Genomic DNA, 23,882 nt, shown 5'->3' with positions numbered 1-23,882 from the left:
CGGGGGGTGGGGGCGGACGGGTCCGCTCAGGGGACGCCGGCGGCCAGGCCGCGCAGCGCGATCGCGAGGCCGGCCTCGAAGGAGCGGAGCCTGCGCGGGTCGTCGGCGTCCCGGTGGGACAGGGCCGCGCCCAGGTGCGGCGCCCCGCCCGTGTCCCGCGGGTCGAAGGGCTTCGAGCCCAGGTCCACGGCGGCGCCGAGCACGTAGCCCTCCAGGAGGCCGAGGGCGGGCATGACCTCGTCCTCGGGCACCCCCATGCGGGCGATCGAGCGGGCGATCAGGTCGTAGTACGCGATCATCTCCGGCTGCCGGATCGGCTCGGAGACGAGCAGCGGGACGAGCTGCGGGACCCGGCTGAGGAAGTCGTAGTAGTCCAGGACGAGCAGTTCGAGCAGGCGCCGGGGATCGGGTTCGTCCCGGAGCCGCTCCAGCGCGGGCAGGAGGCGGTCGCGGCGGATGGCCTGGATGATCTCGGACTTGGAGCGGACGTGGTTGTAGAGCGAGGAGACCCGCACGCCCAGGTGCGCGGCGAGCCCGGCGACGGTGAAGTCGCCCTGCTCGCGGACGATCTCCAGGGCCGCCTGCGTGATGCGCTCGGGGCTCAGGAGGGGGGTGCGGGGTCGTCCCACGGCGGCCTCCTCGGGGGTGGTCGGGCCACATTAAACGAGCGCTGTTCGTTTTCACAAGGCCCGGAACCGCCCGGGCCGGGGGTTGCCGCGCGGGGCGCCGACCGGGAGTATGCGGATACCCGCGCTCCGGTGCCCGTCGGGCCGCAGGCCCGCCATGAGCGGCCCCGGAGACCCCGCGGCCCCGCCGTCGATGCACTCGTCGAGCGGCGCCGCGAACCCGGACCCGGCGGGCAGGAGGCCCCCGCCCGCACGCGGATCCCCGGGCCCCTCCGGACACGGCCTCCGACCGGCCCACCGCACGGAGCAGGCGGAACAACGACGAAGGGGAGGCCGATGGAGGACGTCACGCTCGACGGCGAGCTGGTGCGCGGGCTGCTGAAGGAGCAGCACCCGGACCTGGCGGGGCTGGAACTGGAGCCGGTCGACGGAGGCTGGGACAACCGGATGTGGCGGCTCGGCGAGGACCTGGCGGTGCGCCTGCCGCGCACGCCGCGCGCGTCCTCCCTGCTCCGGAAGGAGCACCGCTGGCTGCCGCTGCTGGCGCCCCGCCTGCCCCTGCCCGTGCCGGTGCCGGTCCGGGTCGGCGAGCCCACCGCGCGCTTCCCCGACACGTGGACCGTCGCCACCTGGGTCCCGGGCGGCCCGGGCGACCGGTCGCCGGTCACCCGCGGCCCGCACGCCGCCGGGGCCCTGGCCGGCTTCCTGTCCGCCCTCCACCACCGGGCCCCCGACGACGCACCACTCGGCCCCGACCGCGGCGTCCCCCTGGAGCGCCTCGCCGAGGCGGCCGAGCGGGGGCTGGACTCCCTGGACCCCGGCGACGGCACCGACCGGCTCCGCCGGGTGTGGGACGACGCGCTGGCGGCCCCCGCCTGGGACCGGCCGCCGGTGTGGATCCACGGCGACCTGCACCCGGCCAACACCGTCATAGCGGACGGCACCCTGGCGGGGGTGATCGACTTCGGCGACATGTGCGCCGGAGACCCGGCGACCGACCTCTCGGCGGCCTGGCTCCTGCTGCCCGCGGGCGCGGACGCGGCGTTCTTCTCCGCGTACGCCCGCGCCGACCCGGCCACCGTCCGCCGCGCCCGGGGATGGGCGCTGCTGCGCGCCCTCGACCTCATCGCCATCGGCCGCGCCGGCGACCGGGGCCTCCCCGGCGGCAAGCCCACCTGGCGTCCCGCCGGAGAAGCCGCCCTCTCCCGCCTGCCCGCCGGACCCAGAACGGGCGGTTCGTAACGTTATGAGTATGCTCGTCGGCGCACGGTGACCCGCCCGCCTCACGGCCGGTCCGTCCCCAGCCCCGAGGAGTGCCGTTGAGCCACGACGTCGTCGCCCTGGTGGCCGCCGAACCCGACGAGCAGGCGGTCGCCCGGGCCCTCCGGCGCGTCGACCCCGAGCTGTTCCTGCACCGGTACCGGGACGACACCGACCTCCTCCAGATCAAGGACGCCGGCGGTCGCCTCCTGGCCACCTTCGAGCCCGGGCTCCGTGTGGAGAACCGGGACGAGGTCGACCGCCTCCTCGGCTCCGACCTCGCCGCGAACCTTCCCGCCCCCTGCTGGTGGGTCGAGATCCGCTCCCGCCCCGACGAGGCGGGACGGAAGGCGGCGCACGACCTCGCCGACGGCCTGGTGCTGCGGCTCGGCGGCGCGGTGTGGACCTCGGGGAGGGCCGACGCCGGCCTGTGGGAGGAGACGGAGCACCCGGCGGCGGAACGCTCCGCGGACCGCGCCCTCCTGGTCGTCCAGGACCGGCCGGTGGTGCCGTTCTCCTCCTGGCTCGCCGACGCCGTCGCCACCCGGGCCCGGCAGCGGACGCTCCACGTGCTCACCCCGTCCGCCTCACGGCTGACCTACGGAACACGGACCCTCCTGGCCTCGGCGCTGGGGCGCTGGGTGGTGCGCGACGACTCCGGCGCCTGCCACGACGGTCTCACCGGCCTGCCGGTGCACTGGGACGACACCCACGGCTTCCTGTCCGAGAAGGAACCGGTCGGCCTGGGCTGGGCCGCCGGGGAACCGGACGTCCGCCCGGTTCCGGAGTTCGTGGAGCGGGCGTCCTCCCTCACCGGGACCCGGCTCGTACTGGACGCCTCCGTCGTGCACAGCGATCCGTTCACCCCGGCCCTGGGCCGTGCCGTCGAGATCGCGTGTTGATGGGCAGCGGAGCAGGTGCCGTGATGGGTCAGGGGGTGAGGGCGTACTCGGTGAAGTGGCCGCTGACGGTGAACCCGAGGCGGTGGTAGACGGGTTCCCCGTCGGCGGATGCCTGCAGCACCGCGGTCTCGTAGCCCGCGTCGCGGGCGGTGCGCAGGGCGGCCGCGGTGATGGCGCCGCCGTAGCCGCGGCGGCGGTCGGCGGCGAGGGTCGCGATGTTGTAGAGCCCGGCCACGCCCGCGTACAGGAAGACCTCGGCCGAGCAGACGGGCCGGCCGTCGACGTAGCCGACCAGGTAGCGGGCGGGGCAGTCGTCGGCAAGCGCCCGGTCGGCGGTGTCGGCGAAGAACCGGCGCACCGTGGCGGCGGGCGGGTCCCAGTTCGCGGCGAGGACCGTGGCGTAATCGCCGAGCTGTTCCGGGGTGGTGGCCGGGCGGATCGCCAGGCCGTCGGCGTGCGCGTCGGGGAGGGGGCCGCGCAGGTCCTTCCACATGCCCGCCTCCGTTTCCGACGCCTCCAGGCCGGCGGACCGAAGATGCCCGGCGAGATCGCCCGGCGTGGAGGCGGGGCCCACCCACCAGGAGAACGGGCGGCCGGCGGCGGCCAGTGTCCGGGCCGTCTCCGCGACGCGGGCCGGGGCGGTACCCGGGGTGAAGCGGGCCCTCGCGACGATGTTGAAGGTGTCGTCGTCGAGACCGCTGTCGGCGATCAGCAGGTCGTCGGTCTCGGACACGGACGCGCCCTTGAGGGTTCGGTGCAGGTGGCAGGCGTGCTCGGCGAGATTCAGCTCCATCGCGAGCGGAAGGTCGGATGCATTGACGGACGGGATGCGCACGGGGTTCATGATGATCCATCCCAGCATGGCGTCCGGGATGCTCGCAGGTCCTTTTTCCGTACCTGGGAACGGGCCGTCCACAGGCTGTCCGCTGGAACACGGGGCATGCCGGCAGCAACGACACGCTGTCACGGGTCGGGCGGCCAGTGCGTGAGCCCCGTGCCTCACGCTTCGCACGCAGCCCGCACCCAGGACGCCACCGTGACCGCACAACCCGTTCCGGACACAGGAACGGCGAACAGCGTCGTCCCGTTCCTTCCAGCCACCCGACCGGCCCTTGCTGCCCGTCGGAGCAGCTCTGACAGGTCGGACACGATTACGGGACAACCCTTAGGAGGGATATTGTCGAGAGCCGAGTTCATCGAGGTTTCAGCCACCCCCAACGAAGTCGCCTCTACGTTGCGCGGGTTTCCGGAAACGGTACGAGAGTGGAGCAATGCCCCTGAAACTTTTGAATTCCGTGTTGCGTCCGGAGACGAACACGTCGGAGACGTCGATGTTCACATCGAAGAGGTTTCATCCGGTCCGTACAGCACGGCCATAGATGTGTTCTCGGCGACCTGGTCGGACAACCCTGAAAAAGTCCAGTTCATCTTCGACCTGGTTGCCAAGAGGACAAGATGGGAGATCTCCTCCCGTTTTGACGAGAACGACCGCCCACTTGTCCACAGGCCTCGCCTGAACTGATGCCCGGGGCTCCCAGGAATCCCGCATGACATTTTGGAGATACCCATCCCAGAGAGGATCCATTGTCAAGAACAGAGTTCATCTGGGTTTCAGCCGACCTCGAGGAGGTTGTGGATACGATCCGAAACTTCCCCGAATCGAACTCGGAACAAGAAGTGACCGAAGGGGAGTTCCGGTTCTCCTTTGAGAGGATGGACGAAAAAGTCGGAAACCTCACGGTCGGAGTCGAAGTAGATCTGAGCGAAGATTATCCTACCGTGATAGATGTCGAACAGGCCAGGTGGATCGACGCACCAGAGAAAGTCCAGTTCTTTTTCGATCTACTGGCGGAAAGAACGACCTGGGAGATCGCGTCGCGGTTCGATGACGATGACCGCCCGCAAGTACACAGACCTCTTTCCCGATGATTTTTTCGAAGAGCGCCGGATTCCGAAAGGACCATGTTCTTACTGGTGATGGTGTCGGAGGCCACGCCGCGTGGACAATGGGTGGTCGAACCAACCAAGGACTCGAACTCCCCGGAACACGACCTGCCGTATACAGCACGAGAACCCTCTGGCGCCGGGCTTTAGGCAGCCGACGCCCCCAGCAGGGGCTTCTCACTTCTCAGAAGAGACATAGCGCGACATCCATCCGGAGTGATCATCATGGCACTTCTTCGATCCGCACGCGGAGTAGTCGCTTCGTGGGAGTGGCTCCAGGAGACCCCGGATGGCCGGGACCTGACCCTCGGCGTCTCCACGGCGGTGAAGGCCGCTCGGGTTCTCGGTGCGAAAAAGTTGATGGAGGCCAGACGCATAGAGATATCCTGGGACCAAAAAGGCAAGGGCCCGATCGGCCTCGGCTCCACGATATCCATTCCTCCGGGCGAGCGGCTCGAAGCGGATGAACTGGCCGCCCGCATAGCCGACAGCCAGCCGAGAGCCCACCCGGAATCAAGGGCGTATCGGATATATATGACGGGCCCGGGAGCCTGGATCGACGAGCAAGGGAACGAGAAGTGGGAGCCCAGGCTTGTCGACTTCTCGGTCGATGTCCAGATATTCGGTGTCACCGGAGTCCTCGGTGTCATTCATGACATCTGGTCCTGGTATGATTTTTCGGGCGATCCCCATCCGTTGATCCATCAGAATAATGCGCCGCGACTGGCCGCCGCCATAAAAGAGATCGAAGATTCGATCGGAGTCGAGGTGGAGCCGGGCGAGCCCACGTTCTACGCAGAGCCCGAACGGTACGGGATCAAGTACTACCCTCCGAACGAGGAGGGCCAAGGATTCAACGCGGCCGGACTGAAATAAGACTCCTTTGGAGCTGCGCCGCGAACTCGTCCCTGAGCCGTTCATCTCGGAGCGATACCGCTTCCGCACAGCGGAGGCGGGCGGCCGGGGTCGGCGGAAACACCGGCCGCCCTCCGGCCCCGCGAACCCCGCGTGGACGCGGTGGCTCGGAGAAGCCCTGGCGTGCGCTTTCCGAGGGTGGGGCTTGCTGTGAGCGTTCCGGTAAGGGTCCCGAAGGACCACCTGAGCCCCCGGCGGGCATTGGTGGTGGCGGGTCGCCGTCGCGGGGTGAGCCGGGCTGGGCTCAGAGGAGGGTTCCGAGGTGGCGGCGGACGAACGGCTCCAAGCGGGCGTGGGTGTCGTCGTGCTCGGCGGCCTGGACGACCTCGGCGGCGACGGCCAACTGCGCCAGACGGCCGGACGGGGTGTCCAGCAGCCCCGCGAACTCCGCGCGCACGCGGCGGGCGAGGTCCGGTACGGGCAGGGCGTAGGTGTGCAGGAGGGCGGCGTCGAACCCGGCCGGGGCGGCGCCCCAGCCCTCCCAGTCGATGATGCGCAGCGGCGCGGCCGTGAGGTTGGCCCAGTGCAGGTCTCCGTGGGCGGTCTCCCAGTGCCGGACGGTCAGGTCCTCCGCCGCGAACTCGGGCAGGATGTCCGGAACGCGGTGGACGTATCCCTGGTCGATGACCGTGCGCTCGGGGTGCGCGGGGACCCCGCGGATCGCGGCCACCGCCTCGGCCAGGTCCGCCCACCACTGTTCCGGCAGGTCCGGGGCCTGGAGCAGCGCCGGCTCCGGTGACAGCGGCGGCGAGGGCAGCCGCTCGTACAGGTGGGCCTGCACCGCCCACCGGTCGTCGTCCTCCCCGTCCCAGGCGGCCTCGGCCAGCAGCGCCGGGCGCGGGACGCGTTCGTCGAAGAGGTGCGCCGCCAGTGCCGGCCCCTCCCACACCGCCCCCTCCGACCGGGGCGCGCACCAGATCCGCAGCCAGCCGGGCTCCCCGTCGGCCGTGGTGACCGGCCCGCTGCGGGTGTGCCCGCCGGACCCCGGGTGCGGGGTCGCGGTGTCCGGGCGGGCGCCCAGGTGGTGGGCGACGCGCGACCAGTGGGAGTCCAGGTCGGGAAGCGACGGGATCAGCAGGGACACGGTTCTCCTTCGCGGGTGGACGGCGGTGGCACGGGGTGTTGACTCCCCCGCCGCGCCATCCTGCCCTCTCGGGCCCCGCCCCGGGGCCGGTTCCCCCGAACACGTCCGAACGATCCGGCTTCCCCACCGGATGTGCGACCCGCACAGAGGACCCGGGGCCCGGAGCCCCCGCGGCGGGGCTCCGGGGGCAACGGTCCTCCCGGCCGGTCAGGCGGTCTTCACCGGTGCGCTGCTGCGGCCGCGGCTCCGGCCGCTGAGTTCGGCGTCGAGCGTCTCCTGTGCCTGGCGCATGCCCGCGACGTGGACGGGGTCCTCCAGGCGCTCCCACATCTGCTCCTCGGTGACGTCCTCGACGTGGGCGGTCACCCACCAGATATTGCCGAAGGGGTCCCTGACCCGGCATCCGCGCTGGCCGAAGGGGTTGTCCATCACGGGGGTGACCACCCGGCCGCCGAGCGCCACGGCCCGCGCGCAGGCCTCGTCCGCGTCGGGCACGAACACGCGCAGGAGGCCGGGCATGGCGGGCCAGTCCTCGCGCCGGTCGAAGGCCAGCACGACCGTGTCTCCGACGCGGATCTCCGCGTGGCCCACCAGGCCGTCCTCGGTGAGCACCCGTCCGATCTCCTCGCCGCCGAACGCCCCGGTGACGAACCGCAGGAAAGCCGCCGTGTCCTCGGTGACGATCCAGGGGGCAACGGTCGTGTAGCCCTCGGGGGTGGCGCCGGTCTGCTCGGGCATCGCGTCCCTCTCACTTCGGTCTGCGTGATTCACGGTGGCGATGCTAGGAGGCGTCCAGGCCGACTCCTGTCCTACATCACGCGGGAATCCGGGCGGCGGCCCGCCGGCTTCGGCGCGTGCCCCCGGCGAGGCGCCGGAGCCGGGGTGAGAAGGTGTCCGACAACGGAGAAACCCGCGGAGCAAGGAGTGACATGTCCGTTTTCGATGTAGAGATCGGCGCCCTCGACGGCGGTTCCGCCGACCTGTCCCAGTACCGGGGCCGGGCCGTGCTGGTCGTCAACGTCGCGTCCCGGTGCGGGCTGACGCCGCAGTACGCGGCCCTGGAGAACCTGCAGAAGCAGTACGGGGAGCGCGGGTTCACCGTGCTCGGGGTCCCCTGCAACCAGTTCATGGGCCAGGAGCCGGGCACCTCCGAGGAGATCGCGCAGTTCTGCTCGACCACCTACGGCGTCACCTTCCCGATGACGGAGAAGGTCGACGTGAACGGCGACGGGCGGCACCCCCTGTACGGGGAGCTGGTCTCCGCGGCCGACGCCGAGGGCCACACCGGCGATATCCGGTGGAACTTCGAGAAGTTCCTCATCGCGCCGGACGGCACCGTCGCCGCGCGCTTCGCGCCGCAGACGGAGCCGGAGTCCGAGGACGTCGTCAAGGCCGTCGAGGCCGTGCTGCCCGCCTGAGCGCCGCACCCCGCCCGGCCACGGTTCCGCCGCCGTCTCGACGCCGGAGCCGTGGCGGGCGAGGCGGCGGAACCGCCGTCCGGGGCGGGCCCCGTGGCCGGAGCCGTGGCCACTTCCGGCATCCGGCCCCGACCCCCTGGAACAGCCGGGGCCGCCCCGGTAGCGTCGTGCCATGAGAGCCGCGGTGCACGATCGGTACGGTCCCCCCGACGTGGTGCGGATCGGGGAGGTCCCCGCCCCGGAACCCGGTGACGGCGACCTGCTGGTCCGCGTGCACGCGACCGCGGTGAACCGGACGGACTGCGCCTACCGTGCCGCCCGTCCCTTCTTCGTTCGCGGCTTCACCGGCCTGACGCGTCCGCGCCGACGCGTGCTGGGGACGGAGTACGCGGGGGTGGTCGAGGAGGTCGGGGCGTCGGTCACCGGCTTCTCCCCCGGCGACCGCGTCTTCGGATACAACGAGGGGGCCTTCGGCGCCCACGCGGAGTACCTGGCGGTCCCCGCCTCGGGGATGGTCGCGGAGATCCCGGACGGGGTGCCCTTCGCCACGGCGGCCTGTGCGACCGAGGGCGCGCACTACGCGCTGGCGGCGGCCCGCTGGCTCCGCGTCGTGGAGGGCGAGCGGGTGCTCGTCCACGGGGCGACGGGGGCGATCGGGTCGGCCGCGGTGCAGCTGCTGAAGGCCCTGGGTGCCGAGGTGACCGCGACGGCTCCGACCGCGCACGTGGAAACGGTCCGGAACCTGGGCGCGGACCGGGTCGTCGACTTCGAGACCGAGGACTTCACCGCGGGCGGTCGGACCTACGACGTCGTCCTCGACGCGGTCGGCAAGAGCACGTACGGGCGGTGCCGGCAGCTGCTCACTCCCCGGGGCCGGTTCGCGTCGTCCGACGTGGGCCCGTACTGGCAGAACGCGGTGCTGGCGCTGACGACCCCCTGGCTGCCGGGGCGGACGGTGCGGTTCCCGGTCCCCTCGGAGGACCAGGAGATGGCCCGGTGGTTCGCGGACCTGTTGGCGACCGGGCGGTTCCGGCCGCTGATCGACCGGCACTACCCGCTGGAACGGATCGTGGAGGCGTACCGGTTCGTGGAGACGGGGCGCAAGCTCGGGAACGTCGTGATCGACGTCGTGGAGCCGTGAACAGGGCGGTCGGCCCGCCCGGAGAAGGGCCGCCACGGGGAGTGGCGTAGGGGAAGGACCCGCCACGGAAAGGCCTGTTGCGGAAAGCCGGGTCTCGGCGGATCCCGGTGGCGGGAGCGACGCCTAGGAACTCGGGGTGTTCGGGGCCTTCCCTTCTGGTGCGCACCGAGAGTCCTCGCGCCGAGGGTTTTCGCGCAAGGGGTTCTCACGTAGGGCGACCTCGCGCAGGGAGGCGGCGAGGCCGTGGGCGGTGTCGCGCAGGCTCGGCCGCCGGGTGGCGCCGTCCAGCCGACGGGCCGCCTCGGCGAGCATCCGTTCGACGCGCGTCGAGGCCACCTCCCCCAGGCGCGGCAGCACCTCCTGGACCAGCACCTCCTCGGCCTCGCTCCAGGCCCGCGCGCGGGCCAGCGCCCACAGCAGGCTCGCGTGGGCGACGAACACGGCGCGCGCGTACCCCGGGCGGTCGGTGGCGGCGGCGAACCGCTCGACGGCCCCGGCCCGGTCCCCGGTGTCGGCGTGGATCATGGCGTGGTGCCAGGCGATCTCCGCCTCGTTCACCCACCAGGACCAGGCCGGGTCCCCATCCCGCGGCCCGTCCAGGTGGCGGCTGTGCGTCAGGCGGATCAGGTCCAGGGCGCGCATCCGTTCGCCCAGCTGGCCCGCGGCCCGCGCCGCCCGCAGTGTGAACAGGGTGCGCACGCTGCCCCGGGTCTGCGGCGTCACCGCGTCGCAGATGTCCGCGGCCTCGGCCGGCCGGTGGACGTGCACGTCCTGCATGGCGAGCTGGGCGAGCGCGAAGTGCTCCATCGAACGGTCCCCGGCGGCGCGCGCCAGCCGCAGCGCCTCCAGGCTCATCCGCCGGGAGAGGTGCTGGTGCTCGGCGTCGTAGGCGATCCAGCCGGCGACCTGATGGGCCTCGGCCACGGCGGCGAGCAGGTCCCGGTCGGCTCCGGATCCGGATCCGGTCCTCGGACCGGGTTCGGGGCCGTGGCCGGGGTCGAAGTCGGGCCCGGGTCCGGGTGCGGTCCCGGCACCGGTTCCGGACCTGGCTCCGATCCACGACCGAGCCCCGGCCCGGACCTCGTCCCCGGCCCCTGACCCGACGCGCACCGCACGGCGTGCGGCCGCGGCCGCCGAGGCGGCGGCCGGGACCAGGTGCCGGGCGCCGGTGCGGGTGTCCAGGGCGATGAGGCGGGCGGTGGCGGCGCGTGTCCTCGCCGCCGGGTCCCGGTCGTCCTCTCCCTGGGGGGACGACCGGTGACCTCCGCTGCGGCAGGGGTTCGGGTAGGGGGCCATGCCCCCATTGTCCCCGGGCGCCCCTCGCCCCTCCCGCCGGCGGTCAGACCGCGGGGATCCCGGTCCGGGTGAGCCGTTCGGAGACCTCCCAGACCCGCTCGGCCTCCTGCGGGCTGCGCAGGGGCGGGTAGAGCCTCTGTGCGGCGGGCCGTCCGCCGAGGTTCCCGGGACCGCTGGGGCCGTAGAGCACGGCGGGCTCGGCCGCGGGGTCGGTCGCGGCCATGAGCGCGGGGAGCTTCGCGGTCTCGACGGTGCCGACGAGGATGCCGCGGGCGGACAGGAACCGGATCAGGCGCACGCCCAGGGTGTCCCGGTCGCGGCCGACCTCGGGGCGCGCGGCGAGCAGGCTGGTCGGGGCGACGCCGGGGTGGGACAGGTTGCTGGTGATGCCCCACCCGTGGATCCGGCTGCGCCGCTCCAGTTCCAGGCCGAAGAGCCCGAACGCGATCTTCGACTGGGCGTAGGCGCGCATGCCGTCGTACGAGCGCTCCCAGTTCAGATCGTCCCAGTTGATGGCGCCCCGCCTCGCGGCCACGCTGATCTGCGAGGTGACGCGGGCGCGGCCGGCGCGCAGCAGGGGGAGGAGGTGGCCGACGAGCGCGAAGTGGCCGAGGTGGTTGGTGCCGAACTGGAGCTCGAAGCCGTCCGCCGTGGTCTGCCGGTCGGGCGGGGTCATCACGCCCGCGTTGTTGATGAGGATGTGGATCGGCCGACCCTCGCCGCGGAGCGTCTCCCCGAGGGCGGCGACCGAGTCGAGCGAGGACAGGTCGAGGGAGCGCAGGGAGACCCGGGCGTCCGGGTTGTCGCGGCGGATCCTGGCGACGGCGTCCTCGCCCTTGCGGGTGTTGCGGACGGGCAGGAGGACCTCCGCGCCGGCCGCGGCCAGGCGTTCGGCCATTCCCAGTCCCATGCCGTCGCTCGCCCCGGTGACGAGGGCGAGCTTCCCGGTCAGGTCGGGCACGGTGATGTCGATGGTTCGGCGGGGCATGGTTCGGCTCCTCGGGTCGTGATGGTTCCACGATCGGCGAAGTCGGAGGCCTCATCCAGGGACTCCCGATCCGGGGCTCACGCGGTCGCACCCCGAACGTAAGGGGGGATCGGCGATCCGTTGTCGGAGGCGCGCGGGAACGGTAGACACGGGAGAAGACCCTGGTGAGGCCGTGGTGAGGCCACGGCGGGGTTCCGGCGGCGGATCCCCGGAGGCTCCGGGGCCCGGGCCCCGATCATGGACATCGGATCCCGGCAGGCCGGAGCCCCGGATCCCCGAACCCCTGGCAGGAAGAAGGCGTGCCGTGATCGATCGCACCGGACTGGCGGAGTTCCTCCGGAACCGGCGGGAGGCGCTGCAACCCGAGGACGTCGGCATGCTGCGGGGGCGGCGGCGGAGGACCAAGGGGCTGCGGCGCGAGGAGGTCGCGGCGCTGTGCCACATGTCGACCGACTACTACTCGCGGCTCGAACAGGAGCGCGGGCCGCAGCCGTCGCACCAGATGCTCGCCTCGATCGCCCAGGGGCTGCACCTGTCGCTGGACGAGCGGGACCACCTGTTCCGCCTGGCCGGGCACAACCCGCCCGCGCGCGGGTCGGTCAGCGAGCACGTCAGCCCCGGCCTGCTGCGGATCCTGGACCGGTTGGAGGACACGCCCGCGGAGGTCGTCACCGAGCTCGGGGAGACGCTGCGGCAGAGCCCGATGGGGGTGGCGCTGACCGGGGACACGACCCGGTTCACGGGGCCCGAACGCAGTATCGGGTACCGGTGGTTCACCGACCCGGGGTCGCGACTGCTGTACGCGCCGGAGGAGCACGGGTTCCTCTCCCGCATGTACGCCTCGGGGCTGCGCCAGATCCTCACCCTGCGGGGGCCGGACTCGCAGGCCGCCCACCTCGCGGAGCTGCTGCTGGAGCGGAGCGAGGAGTTCCGGCGGGTGTGGGAGGAGCACGAGGTGGGGGTGCGGCCGCACGACGTGAAGCACTTCGTCCACCCGGAGGTCGGCGCCCTGGAGCTGCACTGCCAAAGGCTGATCGACCCGGGCCAGTCGCACTCGCTGCTGGTCTACACGGCCGTCCCGGGCAGTGAGAGCCACGAGAAGCTCCGGCTGCTGTCGGTCATCGGGGCGCAGGCGCTGGGCTGAGGGGGCCGGCCAAGGAGAACCGGGTGGGAACCGGGGATCGGTGCGCGGGGCCGGTCGGCGGCCTCCCGCCGAACCTGGAGGGGCGGCACCACCGCCGATCCGAAGGACGGGGTCGGCCGCGGCTCTGCCCCAAAGGCCGGGGCCGCCGGAAAGCACGTCCGCGGCCCGCGAACGGCCCGCGAGCACGGCACGCCTCCCGCTGTCGGCGGCGGGCCCGCCCGAAGCCGGACCCCGGCCGGGCTAGGGGGTGGTGTCGGGCTGTTGGAGGCGTACCGGACCGGTGCCGCGGCCGCCGAGGGCGTCGTCGGGGTTGAGGAGCAGACATGCCTTCATCGACAGGCAGCCGCAGCCGATGCAGCCGGTGAGTTCCTGTTCAAGCCTCTCGATGACACGGCGGCGCTCCTCCAGCTGCTTCTTCCAGCGCCGGGAGACCCGCTGCCAGTCCTTGTGGGTGGGGGCGCGGTCGACAGGGAGGCCGGCGAAGACCTCGGCGACGTCCGACAGGGGGATGCGGAGTCTCTTGGCCACGATGACCAAGGAGATCCGGCGGAGCATGTGCCGGGGGAAGACGCGCTGGTTGGCGCCGCCGCGCTCACTGAAGATCAGGCCCTTGCGTTCGTAGAAGTGCAGGGCGGAGGCGGACACACCGGTCCGGCGGATGACCTCACCGATCGTGAGGTGGTCGTCTGGGCCGACGTGCACCGCCTCGCTCCTCTCCGTGCTCGGGGTCCTGGTGCTCAGGCGTTCAGCTTGCCCGGTGGGACACCGTGGCACGGCTGTAGACCAGTGCGGCCACGGTGACCGACAGGGCGAGGCAGAGCAGGCCGACGCCGAGCTGGGTCAGCTGCCAGGACCAGGTGAAGGCTTCCAGTTCCACCGCCTCCGCTCCGTCGGTGAGGCGTCCGGCGCCGACCTCGGCGGCGCGGTCCGCGTCATCGAGCCTGGCCGACAGGAGACCGACGAGAGAAGCACTGTACGCGGCGATCACGAGGGCCTCGGCCGCTCCCCGCAGGGTGTTGAGGAAACCGGCCGCCGTACCGACGGCGTCGGGGTCGACCAGCGCCATGGCCTGGCCGTCGGTGATACCGAAGGACGCCCCCATACCGATGCCGATCAGCACGAGCGGGGCTGCCACGACGGCGACCGCGTCCTCGGCCTCCAGGGTCACCAGCCACAGGTTCCCGGCCACGACCAGCAGCAGGGCGACCATGATCAGCGCACGGGCCGGAACCCCCCTGTTCACCAGCCCCACCGCGGCCATGGGCACGACGAGCACGGGAGCGGTCAGCAACAGCATCGCGACCCCTGCGGCCGCAGGGGACAGGTCCGCCGCCGCCTGCAGGTAGGTGGGCAGGAAGACCAGGACGCCCAGGAACCCGATGGAGGTGGTCAGGGTCGCCAGACTCCACCCCAGGAATCCGCGGTTGGCGACCAGGGCGGGTGCCAGCACCGGAGCGGCACTGTGCCGCTGAACGATGCCGAACACGACCAGGGCGGCCAGGCCCCCGATGCCGGTCACGAGGACGGCCGGGTGGGTCCAGCCGAGCGCGGATGCCTCCAGCAGCGCGAACATCAACAGCGTCAGCGCGGCCACGAACAGGACACCGCCCACACGGTCGGTCCGTTCGGAAGCGGCCGCGCGGGACTCCCGGACACGGGTCCCGCCCACGGCGACCAGCAGTCCGATCACGGTGAAGGCCGCGAAGCCTCCCCGCCACCCCATGGCGCTGATCAGCAGTCCCGACAAGGTGGGGCCGATCGCGATACCGAGCCCGGCCATGGTGCCCATCAGAGCGAAAGCGCGGTTGCGGGCGGCCCCCTCGTACGTGGAGGCCAGGACGGCGCCGCCCGCCGCCATGATCCCCGCGCCTCCGACACCGGAGACGACGCGGAAAACGTCGACGGCCACGATCATCGGGCTCAGTGCCGTCCCGAGGAAGCCGACCGAGAACACCAGCGCCGAGACGACGAAGACCCGCCGCCGTCCGACCCGGTCGGCGGTCGACCCCGCGATGAGCGTCATGGCGGCGAAGGCCAGGTTGTAACCGGCGACGACCCAGTTCAACGGAGAACCGGAGGTATCGAGGTCACGGCCGATGCTCGGGAGTGCCACCGCCGTTCCCGAGATGGACATCGCCACCAGGACGACGCCGACCAGGACCACCGGAAGCGTCAATCGGGACGGCCGGTCCGCCGGCCCCGGGTGCGGTGCGGCCCCCGTGACCGCTCCGCCTGTGCTGTTCGCCATGACCGTTCGCTCTCCCTGGTTCCGAAGCAGACGGCGAACACCTCATCAGCTCAACTGCTGTTGAGGTCAAATTCCCTGGTCAGAGCCGGTTTTCACGCAGAGGCCGAGGCGGGCCGGGTGTGAGGGGCCGGTCGGATGACGGCGGGAACGGGCGCCGCCCCGTCGGAAGCGGTCGGCGTCGCCGGGCTCGTCACCGGCACGGAGACCGTCGGCGGGGCGGACCGCTCGGGGCGCTTGAGGCGCTCGAGGCGCTCGAGGCGCTCGAACGGCCCGGCCACGACCGGTCACATCGCCGGTCACGCCGGTGTGCACCACGGAATCCTCGGCCAGGGCGGATCCGATAGGTTCGCTCGTTATGAGCGGTATTGGGAAGTGGGGCCTGGGCCTGGGGATCGGGTTCATGGTCGTGGCGGTGCTCTCCAGGATGCTGGACCTGATCCCGGTCACGGTGATCACCGGGCTCCTGGGACTGATGGGGCTCGGAATCGCCGGGTACGACGCGGTCTACGAGTGGACGGCACGGGCCGACCTGCGCCGGCGGGGCGCCAGGGCCGCGGCCCGCAGGAACGGGACCGAGGGCCGCTGAGGCGGACCGGCGCGGGTTCCCCTCCGGGGCACCGGACCGTCGCGGGAAGCCCCGGAGGGCGGGGTCGGGCGGCGGGGCGCGCTACGGCCCCGGCCACCCGACCCCGTGCCCGGTCCCGGCCCTGGTCCGGGCGGGACCAGGCGGAACCGGGCGGGACCGGGCCGGACGGGATCGGACGGTCCGGGAACGACCGGTCAGGCCCGGGTCACCGGTGCCTGGAGTTCGGTCACCCAGTCGTCGCGGTCCTCGGGGCACTCCAGGTTGATCTCGCGGGGGTGCCCGGCGGGCCGGTAGCCGTTGGCGTCGATCCAGTGGGCCAGGGCCTGGGCGGTGGGGAGCACGGCGTCCATCGAGCCGCGGTGCACGATGGTCGCCGCCTGGTCCAGGGACGGCAGGTCGAGGACCCGGAAGTCGCCGTCCCGGAGAGGCGCGGAGACCTGGACGGCGGCGTGGACGGTGATCCGGCCGCCGCCCTCGGGAGCGTCCTCGTAGTAGGCGATGCCGGGGCCCGTGGGGGCGATGCCGGCCGCGTCCAGGAGCCGGAACAGCTCGTCGTAGAGCGGCCCGATGACGGGGCCGATGTCCTCGGGCCCGAAGCTCGCGGCGGTCGCGGTCAGCTCCGCCACTCGGACGGCGGGGACGTTCTTGATGACGACGTCGTTGGTGGGCATGTGCCCCTCGCTCTCGATCGCTCGGAGCCTCGCCTCGACCTGGAGCAGCCGGGCCTGCGCGGAAGTCCTCGCGGTCTCCAGGTCGGCCCGCCGCAGCCGCAGCATGCCGCGCAGTTCGTCGGCGCCGACCTTCTCGTCCACGATCTCCCGGACCTGCTGGAGGGTGAATCCGAGGTCCTTGAGCGCGATGATCCGGTTGAGGCGGGAGAGCTGGGCGGCGGTGTAGTAGCGGTAGCCGCTGGCGGGGTCGACGTGGGCCGGGCGCAGGAGTCCTGTCGCGTCGTAGTGACGCAGCATGCGGACCGAGACGCAGCCGTGCCGGGCGAAATCTCCGATGGTGAACATGGTGTCTCCGAGTCGACCGCCTGACACGGTGTGAGGGTCAAGACCCTACCCAGAGGCCGCCGGATCGAAGGAAGCACGGGAGGCCACCGGTCCGGTCCCCATCGAGGGGACGGGACAGGACACCGGGATCCCGGCGCGGCTGTCACCGGAACCGCTACCGCCCCAGAACCGAAAGGGCCGCTCCACCTCGGGGAGCGGCCGTTCTGCGCCGGAACGGATCACTCGCGCCGAGTGCCGTCCGGCCAGACGACGTCGACCGGGACTCCCCGGTCACGAGCGGCCGCGACCGCGTCCCCGGTACCGCCCTTGCCGTCGGAGGGCCGGCCGTCCCAGACTGCGACGAGACGGTCGATCCCGCTCAGGACCGCTTCGTTCGCGTCCTCGTAGGCTTCTCGCCCCGCTGTCTTGTGCGGCATGTAGCGGACCAGCGTCGAGCGCATCAGAAGGTCGTCGAACCGGTCGAGATCGTGAGGCTTCACCTTCGCCTCGCGGTAGTCGACCGAGGGAAGCACGACTTCCAGCTTCCCGCCGGTCTCCAGAACGACTTCGGCGAAGATCTGGTCGGCCCCTCGGGCGAGGCAGGAGAGGCCGACCAGGTCTCCGTCACTGTACGGCGCGAGCACCTCGGCGAGGGCCTTGCGCACGAGGGGAACGCTGTCGGCCGTCAGATTGGAGTGACCGGTGATCCCGATCCGTGTCATGCCGTCTCCTTCGAGGTCGAGGGTTCGGCCAGCAGGGTATTCGACAACTCCTCGCGGACCCCTGCCACAGCGGGCTCCCGGTGGAAGGCTGCGGCTTCGCGATGCCAGTCGTGCAGGCGTCGGCGTACCCGTCCCGACCCGAGGTCACGTTCGATACCGGCGGCCTGGGCGACGACCCGCGCGGCCTCCTCGGGCTCTCCGAGAACGAGGTAGGTCCGTCCCAGGCCGACCAGGTCGAACGCCCGGTTGCGCCTCTTCTCCGGATCACGCAGCCGAAGGGCCTGGGCGATGTAGTCGGCCGACGATCGCGCGTACTCGGTCCGCGCCACCTTGTCGTCCTGCCCGAGGGCGAGATCCCGGTACCGCGCACCGACGACCCCGAGCAGCTCGGCACGGTCGAAGTTGCGCGCCCAGCTCGGAAGCTCATCGGCGTCCCCTTCTTCCAGGAGCTCCTCGGCCTGGGCGACGGACCGTGTGTAGGCCGCTGCGCGCCCCATGCCGGCGTAGGACCACCCCTCCCGGGTGCGGAGCATCGCCAGCACCGTTGACGGCGCTTTGTGCGCCTGGGCACTGTCCAAGGCGATCCGGGAGATGTCGAGGGCATCGCGAGGGTTCTTCGTGTCCAGCATCTGGCGCGCCATGTCGGCCAGGACTCCGACACCGTACAGCTTGTGTTCCGGGCCGGCCTGGTGGATCGCCCGCAGCGAGAGCATGTAGTACTTCTGCGCGGTCGGATGATCGCCTGCGTCGTAGGACATGGACGCGGCTATCTTCGACAGCTCGGCCATGACGACGAAGAGGCGCGCCTGGACCGATGCCGACTGAGTGGTCTCGGCGAGTTCGGAGACCTCGGAGAGCTGGCCGACGACGGCCTTGCGACGGATCCCCAGGCGCCAGCGGTCGTCCCAGTGCCGTAGCGCCACGGTCGCGGCCTCGATCCGCCGAAGCTCGCTTTCCCCGAGCCTCCCCTTGCCGCGGTCGAGGATGCCCCTGGGCGGCAGCAACCAGTGTTCGAAAGTCTCGGTGAGCGCCGCACCGACGACGAGTGCGCCACCGACGACAAGAGCCTCTCTGCGTTTCATCAGGTCCTTCAACGTGATCTCGGCGATGTCCTCAACTGTTCTCGGCGCCGACCATAGATCACCTGTTGCCGCAGTCGACGCACCGGATCGGGAGTTGCCGCCGATATATGCGGACCGGGCGTCGGCGAGCCCGATCATGCAACGGGCATCGTTCGGCATTTCGAGGCCGTCCGCTACTCGCTGCCAACTCTGGAGCGTCGTCATCCGCTGCCGGCCCGACATGATCCGACTGACGTGCGGCTGCGCAAGGTCGACGGCCGCTCCGATCGCCTGCTGGCTCGCGCCGCAGTACTGCCGGACGAGGCGGAACAGGGCTCCGGCATCGTGATCCTCCAAGGCGTGCAGGACCTCGGCGCGAGACCAGAAGCACAGGGGGATCGAGAGGCGTTCCGAAAGGTGGGGGCCGCTCATTCATACCGCCGTCGTATATCGCCGGGAGATTCCTCAACCACTGCCGATCGACGTTACATCGCCTTGTGCCACCGCACACGAAAACGGTCGCCCGGCAAAGAAGCGACAAGCCGCCGGTTCCGATCGTGCTCGCACCCTGTCGCTCGTCCACGGGCCTCAGGAGAAGTGCACGAACAGCCCGATCGCAATGAATTCACACAGTTCACAGGAAAGGGGAAAGTCGCAGGCACCCACGTTGAGGCGGTGAGCGCCGGTGCCTTCGGGGTCCAGCCACCCGCCCCCGCCCCCGCGCGCTCGACGGCGGCCACGGAAACCGGGCTCGCCGGCCCACCCACCGACTCCCTCCGGAGGAACGAATGGCCCCTCAGCAGGACAGCGGACAGTTCCTCGACCTCTCCTACTACTGCGACACCGCCGGTGTGCCGCTCCCCTTCCCGCTTCCCACGACCGTCTTCGAGGTCAAGTCCGCGCTGACCGACTGGCTCACCACCGCCCGCCGATCGCTGGCCGGCGCCATCCATCCCCGGGCCGAGGTCGACGGTGCCGTGATCGTCGAACCCGGCGCGACCGTCGACGCCGGAGCCGTCATCACCGGCCCCGCGCTGATCTGTCGGGGCGCTTACATCGGTCGCGGCCTGGTTCGCGATCACACGGTGATCGGGCCCGGGAGCAGGATCGGCTACGCCTGCGAGATCACCCGAAGCCTCATCCTGGCCGACACACGCGCCATGCACTTCGTGTTCATCGGGGACTCGATCGTCGGCAGCCAGGTCAACGTCGGTTCCTCCTCCGTTCTGGCGAACCTGCGGGTCGACCGGCCCGTCGTCGAGCCGGCCGTCGACGAACTGTCCATCACCATCGCGGGCACCCGCGTAGGGACCGGTCAGACGAAGTTCGGTGCGGTCCTGGGCGACCGTGTGCAACTGCCCGCGCTGACCTCTGTCGCTCCGGGGACGCTGATCGGACCGGACGTGACCATCTACCCGACCGACCAGCTCGGCGGCCTGTACCCCTCTCAAGCGCGGGTGAGGTCATGACCCATCTCCGTATTCGAGGCGGCCGTCCCCTGGCAGGGGTCGTCCGCGTGCAGGGATCGAAGAACGTCTTCCTGCACCTGGCCTCGGCCGCGCTGCTGTCCGCCCACCCGGTTCGACTGCACAACGTCCCCAGGATCACCGATACCGGGGTGGTCGCCGACATCATCGGGGCCGCCGGTGCCCAGGTCTCGTTTGACGGCGCCGGCATGGACGTGCACGCGGCCGACGTCACGAGCGGCGTCATCCCGCCAGACCTCGGCGGCATGATCCGCCCGACCGCCTGTTTCGGCGCCGCGCTACTCGCCCGGACCGGGCGCGCGGTCTTCCCGATGCCGGGCGGCGATGCCTTCGCCGTGCGCCGTATCGACCTCCACCTGGAAGCCATGCGTGCTGCGGGCGCCGAGGTCCGCACGGCCAACGGGATCGTCTCCGCCCGGATCCGGACCGGGCTGTGCGGGTTCTCCTTCGACTGCACGACACCGGGCGGCTTCGGTCCGAGTCTCGGTGCGACCGTGACGGCCCTGCTGCTGGCCGCCTCGGCCCGGGGCGAGTCACGAGTGGTGTCTCCGAGCGGGGAGCCCGAGGTGCACGCGACGGCGGAGCTGCTGCGCCGTATGGGGGTACCGATCGAAGCGGAGAACGGTGTCCTGCTCGTCGAGGGACGCGACCGGCTCGCCCCCGCGGCCGCACGCGTGCCCGCCGACCGGATGGCCGCGGGCACGCTGCTGCTGGCCGGGGCGATCACCAACGGCCGCGTCGAGGTCGAAGACCCCACCCTCGACAGCCTGCCCCGGGGGTTCGTCGACACCCTCGCCGACGTGGGCCTGAAGCTCACCCGAGGCATCGGCACCATACGCACCACACCTTCCGACCTGCACCCGGTCACCGTCGAGACCGGCGTTCACCCCGGCTACCCGACCGATCTGCAGCCCCAACTCGTCGCGCTGCTGACCCAGACCCCGGGAACCTCCCGGGTGCTGGAACGGATCTACGCCCAACGCGCCACCCATGTCCCCGGTCTGGTCGCCCTCGGCGCCGATGTGACCGCACGCGGGCAGGAACTCACGATCACCGGGCGGTCCCGGCTGCGCGGCACTACGGTGCACGGTGACGACATCAGAGCCGCGACCGCCCTCGTCCTGGCCGCCCTGGCGGCCAGGGGTACCACCCGCGTCTACGGTGTGCGCCATCTGCGCCGCGGATACGAGGACCTGGCCGACACCCTCGGCGCGCTGGGCGCCGACATCACCGAGGAGGACCATTGACCGAAACGCCCACCGCGCGATCATCCGTGTGGGCGGACACGGCGCTGGCGACCATGCGCGGAGCACTCGACCGCATGGTGGGCGATCGCCGGACCCCGGGCGGGATCATCGCCGCCGGAACGGTGGGAACCACCCCGGGCTACGCCGTCTCGGGCACGGTGTCGCCGGGCGGCACCATCGCCCCGGAGCCTTCGACGCTGTACGACGTGGCGAGCCTGACGAAGGTCGTCGCAACCTGGCCGCTTTTCGGTGACGCCGCGTCCCGGGCCCTGGTCGACCTCGACGCGCCGGTGTCCGGATACTTCCCGGGGTTCGCGGAGGGTGAGGGTGGTTCCGTAACACCGCGGGAGATCCTCACGCACACCTCGGGCCTGATGCCGGCCACCCGGCTCGATCTGTACTCGGGCGAGGCCCGGGACGTCGCCGAGGCGATCCTGTCCGAGCCGCTCGACTCGCCGGGGAGGCACCGGTACATCAACCGCGGGTTCATCCTGCTCGGTCTGCTGCTAGCCCGGGCCGAAGGCCGACCCCTGTACGACCTCCTCGACGAGTTCGCCCACCGTCTCGGGCTCGCGGGGTTCCAGTACGGGCCGCTTCCGCGCGGAGAGCATGTCGCCCCGACCGAGCAACGCCTGGTCGGCGGATACCCGGTGCACGGGGTCGTGCACGACGAGAACGCGCACACGTTGGGCGGGGTCGCCGGTCACGCGGGCGTGTTCGCTTCGGCCGGAGCCCTCGCCGAATTCGCGCGGCTCCTGCTGGCCGCGCACGACGGCAAGGGCGGCCTGTCGGCTCTGTCCGGGTACATCGGCGAGTCATGGCGTCCGGCGACGCGGGTGAACGCATCGACGAGCCGGGGCCTGGCCTGGCTGCTCTCGGATGGAGGGTTGGTGTATCACCACGGGTTCACCGGCACGAGCCTGTACCTCGACCCGAACGCGGGTCGGTACATGGTGGTGTTGACCAATGCCATCGCCTACGGACGCGAACGGCTCGGCCTGCCAGAGCTGCGCAGGCTCGCGGCCGACCAGTTCGCGTGACCTGAGGAACGATGAGGGCGCCCCGCACCGGGAAACACGTGCGGGGCAGAGAAGTGTCGGTCATTCGGTGGGATGACCTTGGAGAGGGATGTCCCTAGAGAGTTCTGCACAGCCAGCCGTCAACCACCCATCATCGGTCCATCCCGACGTGGGCCGGGCGCAGGAGCCCTGTCGCGTCGTAGTGACGCAGCATGCGGACCGAGAGGAAGGCACGGGGGCGCGGGTGGCCGTCGACCGCGCCTCCGACGGCGCGTTCATCGGCTGGTGCGGCCTGACCGGCTGGAACCCGGACTTCCGCAGCGCCTCCCTGGGCTACATCTTCGACGCCGACGTGTGGGGTCACGGCTACGCCACGGAGACCGCGCACGCCGTCCTGCGATGGGCGTTCGACACCCTGGACCTGAACCGTGTCCAGGCGGAGGCCGACACCCGCAACGCAGCATCCGCCCGGGTCCTGAAGAAGCTCGGCTTCGTCCACGAAGGCACCCTCCGCGAGGACTGCGTCGTCAACGGCGACGTCTCCGACTCCTGGGTGTTCGGCCTCCTCCGCCGCGAGTGGCGCCCGGCGGCCGACCGGTAGGACCGGGACCTGCCCGCCTTTCGTCCGCCCCCGACGAGGTGACCGTGGGCCGCTCACCCCACCGATCCGGGTCGGCCGCGCCCACGGTCCCTTCCAGATCGCCGCCGACCGCAGCCGGACCGACCGTCATGGCGCCCGGCGAACCCTGAAAGTGTTCGTCCGGGCGCCACGCCATCACTCCGTTTCGAACTGTGCAGGCCTGGTCTTCGCCACCGCAGGACCACCGGCGCTCAGGCCATCGAAGCCCCGGAGGAACCACCGGGTCAGGACCTCGTCGACCGCCACTGCGGCGGGCGACTGGGGAACCGGTTCCAGGCCGGGCTCATCTGCCAGCGGGTGGGCCAGGCCCGGCACGGTGGCCAGTTCGATGTCGCAGGGATGCGCGTACCGCTCGCGCAGCACCCCGACCAGGGAGAGCGCGTCCTCACGCAGCGCCGGGTGGTCGTTCTCGCCGCTGACCAGCAGCAACGGCGGCTCCCCCGTGAGGCTTTCGGCGCGGCCGACGAAGTCCAGTTCGTCTGCGACTCTGCGGGATTCAGCGGTCCAACCGTAGGGTTGGCCGAGCCCGGTCGCGAGAAGTTCGACGGCCGCGCTCACCCGTACGGCCGGGTTGACGAGCGCGACCGCCCCGATCGGACTCGGCGGCGCTGTGAGCACCCGCAGAGCCACCGCCCCGCCGAGTGACGCACCGAGGATGCTGATCGGCTGGTCATCGATCGGGAGCTGACGGCGCAGCTCGGCCAGCGCGGCCGGGAACTCCTCGACCGCCTGGTGAACGATCGGACCGAGGTACGCCAGGAGTATGTCCTCGCGTGCGAGTTCAAGGTGTCTGTCCAGGCGGCCGTCGACCATACGCGAGCCGCACAGCGGCAGGCCCAGGTGTACTCGCCAGGCGGGGACACCGGCCATGGGCAGCGCCGCCGCGAAAGCCGCGTTCGTGCGCGGTGCGTCCAGCATGTGCCAGGTCACGATCAACGGCGCACGGCCGGTGTTCCCCCCGGACGGGGGGAGGGCCGTGAACGGCACGCCTGCGGCTGTGCCGGTGATCGCATCCATACGCACTCCTACGGCTTTCAGGGGCTGGGGCCTCCACCGTAGGGGGCTGTACCGAGCGGAAATGTCCTTTCTGCTGCGGGCAGACGTCCGGGTCCGAACCAGCAGGACCCAGCCGAATCGGGGGCGGGCCGGAGGAGTCGTT

25 protein-coding genes are annotated in these 23,882 nt (G+C 71.5%); 13 read left to right on the top strand and 12 right to left on the bottom strand.

All coding sequences use genetic code 11. The features are described 5' to 3' along the window. Window positions 1-26: 26 nt before the first annotated feature. Window positions 27-629: a TetR/AcrR family transcriptional regulator gene (locus KGD84_RS06630; protein ID WP_220559373.1), complete on the bottom strand. Its 603-nt coding sequence runs from the start codon at window positions 627-629 to the stop codon at window positions 27-29. A gap of 333 nt (window positions 630-962) precedes the next feature. Between KGD84_RS06630 and KGD84_RS06625 the strand changes: the two genes are divergently transcribed. Together KGD84_RS06625 and KGD84_RS06620 are read left to right on the top strand one after the other, a co-directional pair. After that, window positions 963-1,868, top strand: a complete 906-nt coding sequence (locus KGD84_RS06625; RefSeq protein ID WP_220559372.1) for an aminoglycoside phosphotransferase family protein — start codon at window positions 963-965, stop codon at window positions 1,866-1,868. A 77-nt stretch (window positions 1,869-1,945) separates the two neighbouring features. Then, on the top strand, window positions 1,946-2,788 hold the full coding sequence (locus KGD84_RS06620; protein ID WP_220559371.1) for a DUF6177 family protein: 843 nt from the start codon (window positions 1,946-1,948) through the stop codon (window positions 2,786-2,788). Between the two features lie 28 nt (window positions 2,789-2,816). Here KGD84_RS06620 and KGD84_RS06615 read toward each other — a convergent pair whose 3' ends face one another. Beyond that, window positions 2,817-3,650: a GNAT family N-acetyltransferase gene (locus tag KGD84_RS06615; RefSeq protein ID WP_255646354.1), complete on the bottom strand. Its 834-nt coding sequence runs from the start codon at window positions 3,648-3,650 to the stop codon at window positions 2,817-2,819. Window positions 3,651-3,965: 315 nt separating this feature from the next. Here KGD84_RS06615 and KGD84_RS06610 point away from each other — a divergent pair, with 315 nt between their 5' ends. From KGD84_RS06610 to KGD84_RS06600, 3 genes are all read left to right on the top strand, one after another. Continuing rightward, complete coding sequence (locus KGD84_RS06610; protein ID WP_220565248.1) at window positions 3,966-4,310, top strand: hypothetical protein; 345 nt, start codon at window positions 3,966-3,968, stop codon at window positions 4,308-4,310. Between the two features lie 62 nt (window positions 4,311-4,372). Continuing rightward, window positions 4,373-4,717 carry a hypothetical protein gene (locus KGD84_RS06605; RefSeq protein ID WP_220565247.1) on the top strand — a complete coding sequence of 115 codons (345 nt, stop codon included), beginning with the start codon at window positions 4,373-4,375 and terminating at the stop codon, window positions 4,715-4,717. 231 nt (window positions 4,718-4,948) lie between these two features. Next, window positions 4,949-5,608 (top strand): hypothetical protein, encoded by a 660-nt coding sequence (locus KGD84_RS06600; protein ID WP_220565246.1) that lies wholly within the window; start codon window positions 4,949-4,951, stop codon window positions 5,606-5,608. 283 nt (window positions 5,609-5,891) lie between these two features. On the opposite strand, the gene KGD84_RS06595 is transcribed toward KGD84_RS06600, so the two are convergent. Together KGD84_RS06595 and KGD84_RS06590 are read right to left on the bottom strand one after the other, a co-directional pair. Beyond that, a complete protein-coding gene (locus KGD84_RS06595) occupies window positions 5,892-6,731 on the bottom strand; it encodes a phosphotransferase (RefSeq protein ID WP_255647087.1) in 840 nt (279 codons plus the stop codon). Between the two features lie 207 nt (window positions 6,732-6,938). Beyond that, on the bottom strand, window positions 6,939-7,502 hold the full coding sequence (locus KGD84_RS06590; RefSeq protein ID WP_255647086.1) for a VOC family protein: 564 nt from the start codon (window positions 7,500-7,502) through the stop codon (window positions 6,939-6,941). A 158-nt stretch (window positions 7,503-7,660) separates the two neighbouring features. On the opposite strand from KGD84_RS06590, the gene KGD84_RS06585 reads away from it, so the two are divergent. Next, on the top strand, window positions 7,661-8,149 hold the full coding sequence (locus KGD84_RS06585; RefSeq protein WP_220565245.1) for a glutathione peroxidase: 489 nt from the start codon (window positions 7,661-7,663) through the stop codon (window positions 8,147-8,149). A gap of 172 nt (window positions 8,150-8,321) precedes the next feature. Next, window positions 8,322-9,290 (top strand): NAD(P)-dependent alcohol dehydrogenase, encoded by a 969-nt coding sequence (locus KGD84_RS06580; protein WP_220565244.1) that lies wholly within the window; start codon window positions 8,322-8,324, stop codon window positions 9,288-9,290. Window positions 9,291-9,413: 123 nt separating this feature from the next. Here the strand turns inward: KGD84_RS06580 and KGD84_RS06575 are convergent, their stop codons facing one another. Both KGD84_RS06575 and KGD84_RS06570 read right to left on the bottom strand, forming a co-directional pair. Next, window positions 9,414-10,586 (bottom strand): NsdA family TPR-like regulatory protein, encoded by a 1,173-nt coding sequence (locus tag KGD84_RS06575; protein WP_220565243.1) that lies wholly within the window; start codon window positions 10,584-10,586, stop codon window positions 9,414-9,416. Between the two features lie 43 nt (window positions 10,587-10,629). Then, window positions 10,630-11,574 (bottom strand): SDR family oxidoreductase, encoded by a 945-nt coding sequence (locus KGD84_RS06570; protein ID WP_220565242.1) that lies wholly within the window; start codon window positions 11,572-11,574, stop codon window positions 10,630-10,632. Between the two features lie 304 nt (window positions 11,575-11,878). Here KGD84_RS06570 and KGD84_RS06565 point away from each other — a divergent pair, with 304 nt between their 5' ends. Continuing rightward, complete coding sequence (locus KGD84_RS06565) at window positions 11,879-12,718, top strand: helix-turn-helix transcriptional regulator (protein WP_220565241.1); 840 nt, start codon at window positions 11,879-11,881, stop codon at window positions 12,716-12,718. Window positions 12,719-12,958: 240 nt separating this feature from the next. On the opposite strand, the gene soxR is transcribed toward KGD84_RS06565, so the two are convergent. Beyond that, on the bottom strand, window positions 12,959-13,420 hold the full coding sequence (gene soxR, locus KGD84_RS06560) for a redox-sensitive transcriptional activator SoxR (protein ID WP_220565240.1): 462 nt from the start codon (window positions 13,418-13,420) through the stop codon (window positions 12,959-12,961). Window positions 13,421-13,463: 43 nt separating this feature from the next. Continuing rightward, on the bottom strand, window positions 13,464-14,966 hold the full coding sequence (locus KGD84_RS06555; protein ID WP_220565239.1) for an MFS transporter: 1,503 nt from the start codon (window positions 14,964-14,966) through the stop codon (window positions 13,464-13,466). A 355-nt stretch (window positions 14,967-15,321) separates the two neighbouring features. Here KGD84_RS06555 and KGD84_RS06550 point away from each other — a divergent pair, with 355 nt between their 5' ends. Further along, window positions 15,322-15,552, top strand: coding sequence for a hypothetical protein (locus KGD84_RS06550; protein WP_220565238.1), 231 nt, complete (start codon window positions 15,322-15,324; stop codon window positions 15,550-15,552). 194 nt (window positions 15,553-15,746) lie between these two features. Here KGD84_RS06550 and KGD84_RS06545 read toward each other — a convergent pair whose 3' ends face one another. From KGD84_RS06545 to KGD84_RS06535, 3 genes are all read right to left on the bottom strand, one after another. Next, window positions 15,747-16,568: a MerR family transcriptional regulator gene (locus tag KGD84_RS06545; RefSeq protein ID WP_220565237.1), complete on the bottom strand. Its 822-nt coding sequence runs from the start codon at window positions 16,566-16,568 to the stop codon at window positions 15,747-15,749. 218 nt (window positions 16,569-16,786) lie between these two features. Then, a complete protein-coding gene (locus tag KGD84_RS06540) occupies window positions 16,787-17,269 on the bottom strand; it encodes a hypothetical protein (protein ID WP_220565236.1) in 483 nt (160 codons plus the stop codon). Beyond that, on the bottom strand, window positions 17,266-18,762 hold the full coding sequence (locus tag KGD84_RS06535; protein ID WP_220565235.1) for an NsdA family TPR-like regulatory protein: 1,497 nt from the start codon (window positions 18,760-18,762) through the stop codon (window positions 17,266-17,268). Before KGD84_RS06535 ends, KGD84_RS06540 begins: the two co-directional genes overlap by 4 nt. Before the next feature lie 356 nt (window positions 18,763-19,118). Here KGD84_RS06535 and KGD84_RS06530 point away from each other — a divergent pair, with 356 nt between their 5' ends. The 4 genes from KGD84_RS06530 to KGD84_RS06515 all read left to right on the top strand — a co-directional run bounded on the left by KGD84_RS06530 (window position 19,119) and on the right by KGD84_RS06515 (window position 22,684). Continuing rightward, window positions 19,119-19,799: an LbetaH domain-containing protein gene (locus tag KGD84_RS06530; RefSeq protein WP_220565234.1), complete on the top strand. Its 681-nt coding sequence runs from the start codon at window positions 19,119-19,121 to the stop codon at window positions 19,797-19,799. Then, window positions 19,796-21,064: a UDP-N-acetylglucosamine 1-carboxyvinyltransferase gene (locus KGD84_RS06525; protein ID WP_220565233.1), complete on the top strand. Its 1,269-nt coding sequence runs from the start codon at window positions 19,796-19,798 to the stop codon at window positions 21,062-21,064. The genes KGD84_RS06530 and KGD84_RS06525 overlap by 4 nt, the downstream gene beginning before the upstream one ends. Then, the gene (locus tag KGD84_RS06520; protein WP_220565232.1) at window positions 21,061-22,104 is read left to right on the top strand and encodes a serine hydrolase domain-containing protein; all 1,044 of its coding nucleotides are present in this window, start codon (window positions 21,061-21,063) and stop codon (window positions 22,102-22,104) included. Before KGD84_RS06525 ends, KGD84_RS06520 begins: the two co-directional genes overlap by 4 nt. 88 nt (window positions 22,105-22,192) lie before the next feature. Further along, entirely contained in the window at window positions 22,193-22,684 is a 492-nt protein-coding gene (locus KGD84_RS06515) for a GNAT family N-acetyltransferase (RefSeq protein WP_255647084.1), read from the top strand. Between the two features lie 174 nt (window positions 22,685-22,858). On the opposite strand, the gene KGD84_RS06510 is transcribed toward KGD84_RS06515, so the two are convergent. After that, on the bottom strand, window positions 22,859-23,740 hold the full coding sequence (locus KGD84_RS06510) for an alpha/beta hydrolase family protein (RefSeq protein WP_220565230.1): 882 nt from the start codon (window positions 23,738-23,740) through the stop codon (window positions 22,859-22,861). Window positions 23,741-23,882 lie beyond the last annotated feature (142 nt).

The organism is Nocardiopsis changdeensis (assembly GCF_018316655.1).
Lineage (GTDB): Bacteria > Actinomycetota > Actinomycetes > Streptosporangiales > Streptosporangiaceae > Nocardiopsis > Nocardiopsis changdeensis.
This window is presented reverse-complemented; position numbering and strand designations above follow the sequence as displayed.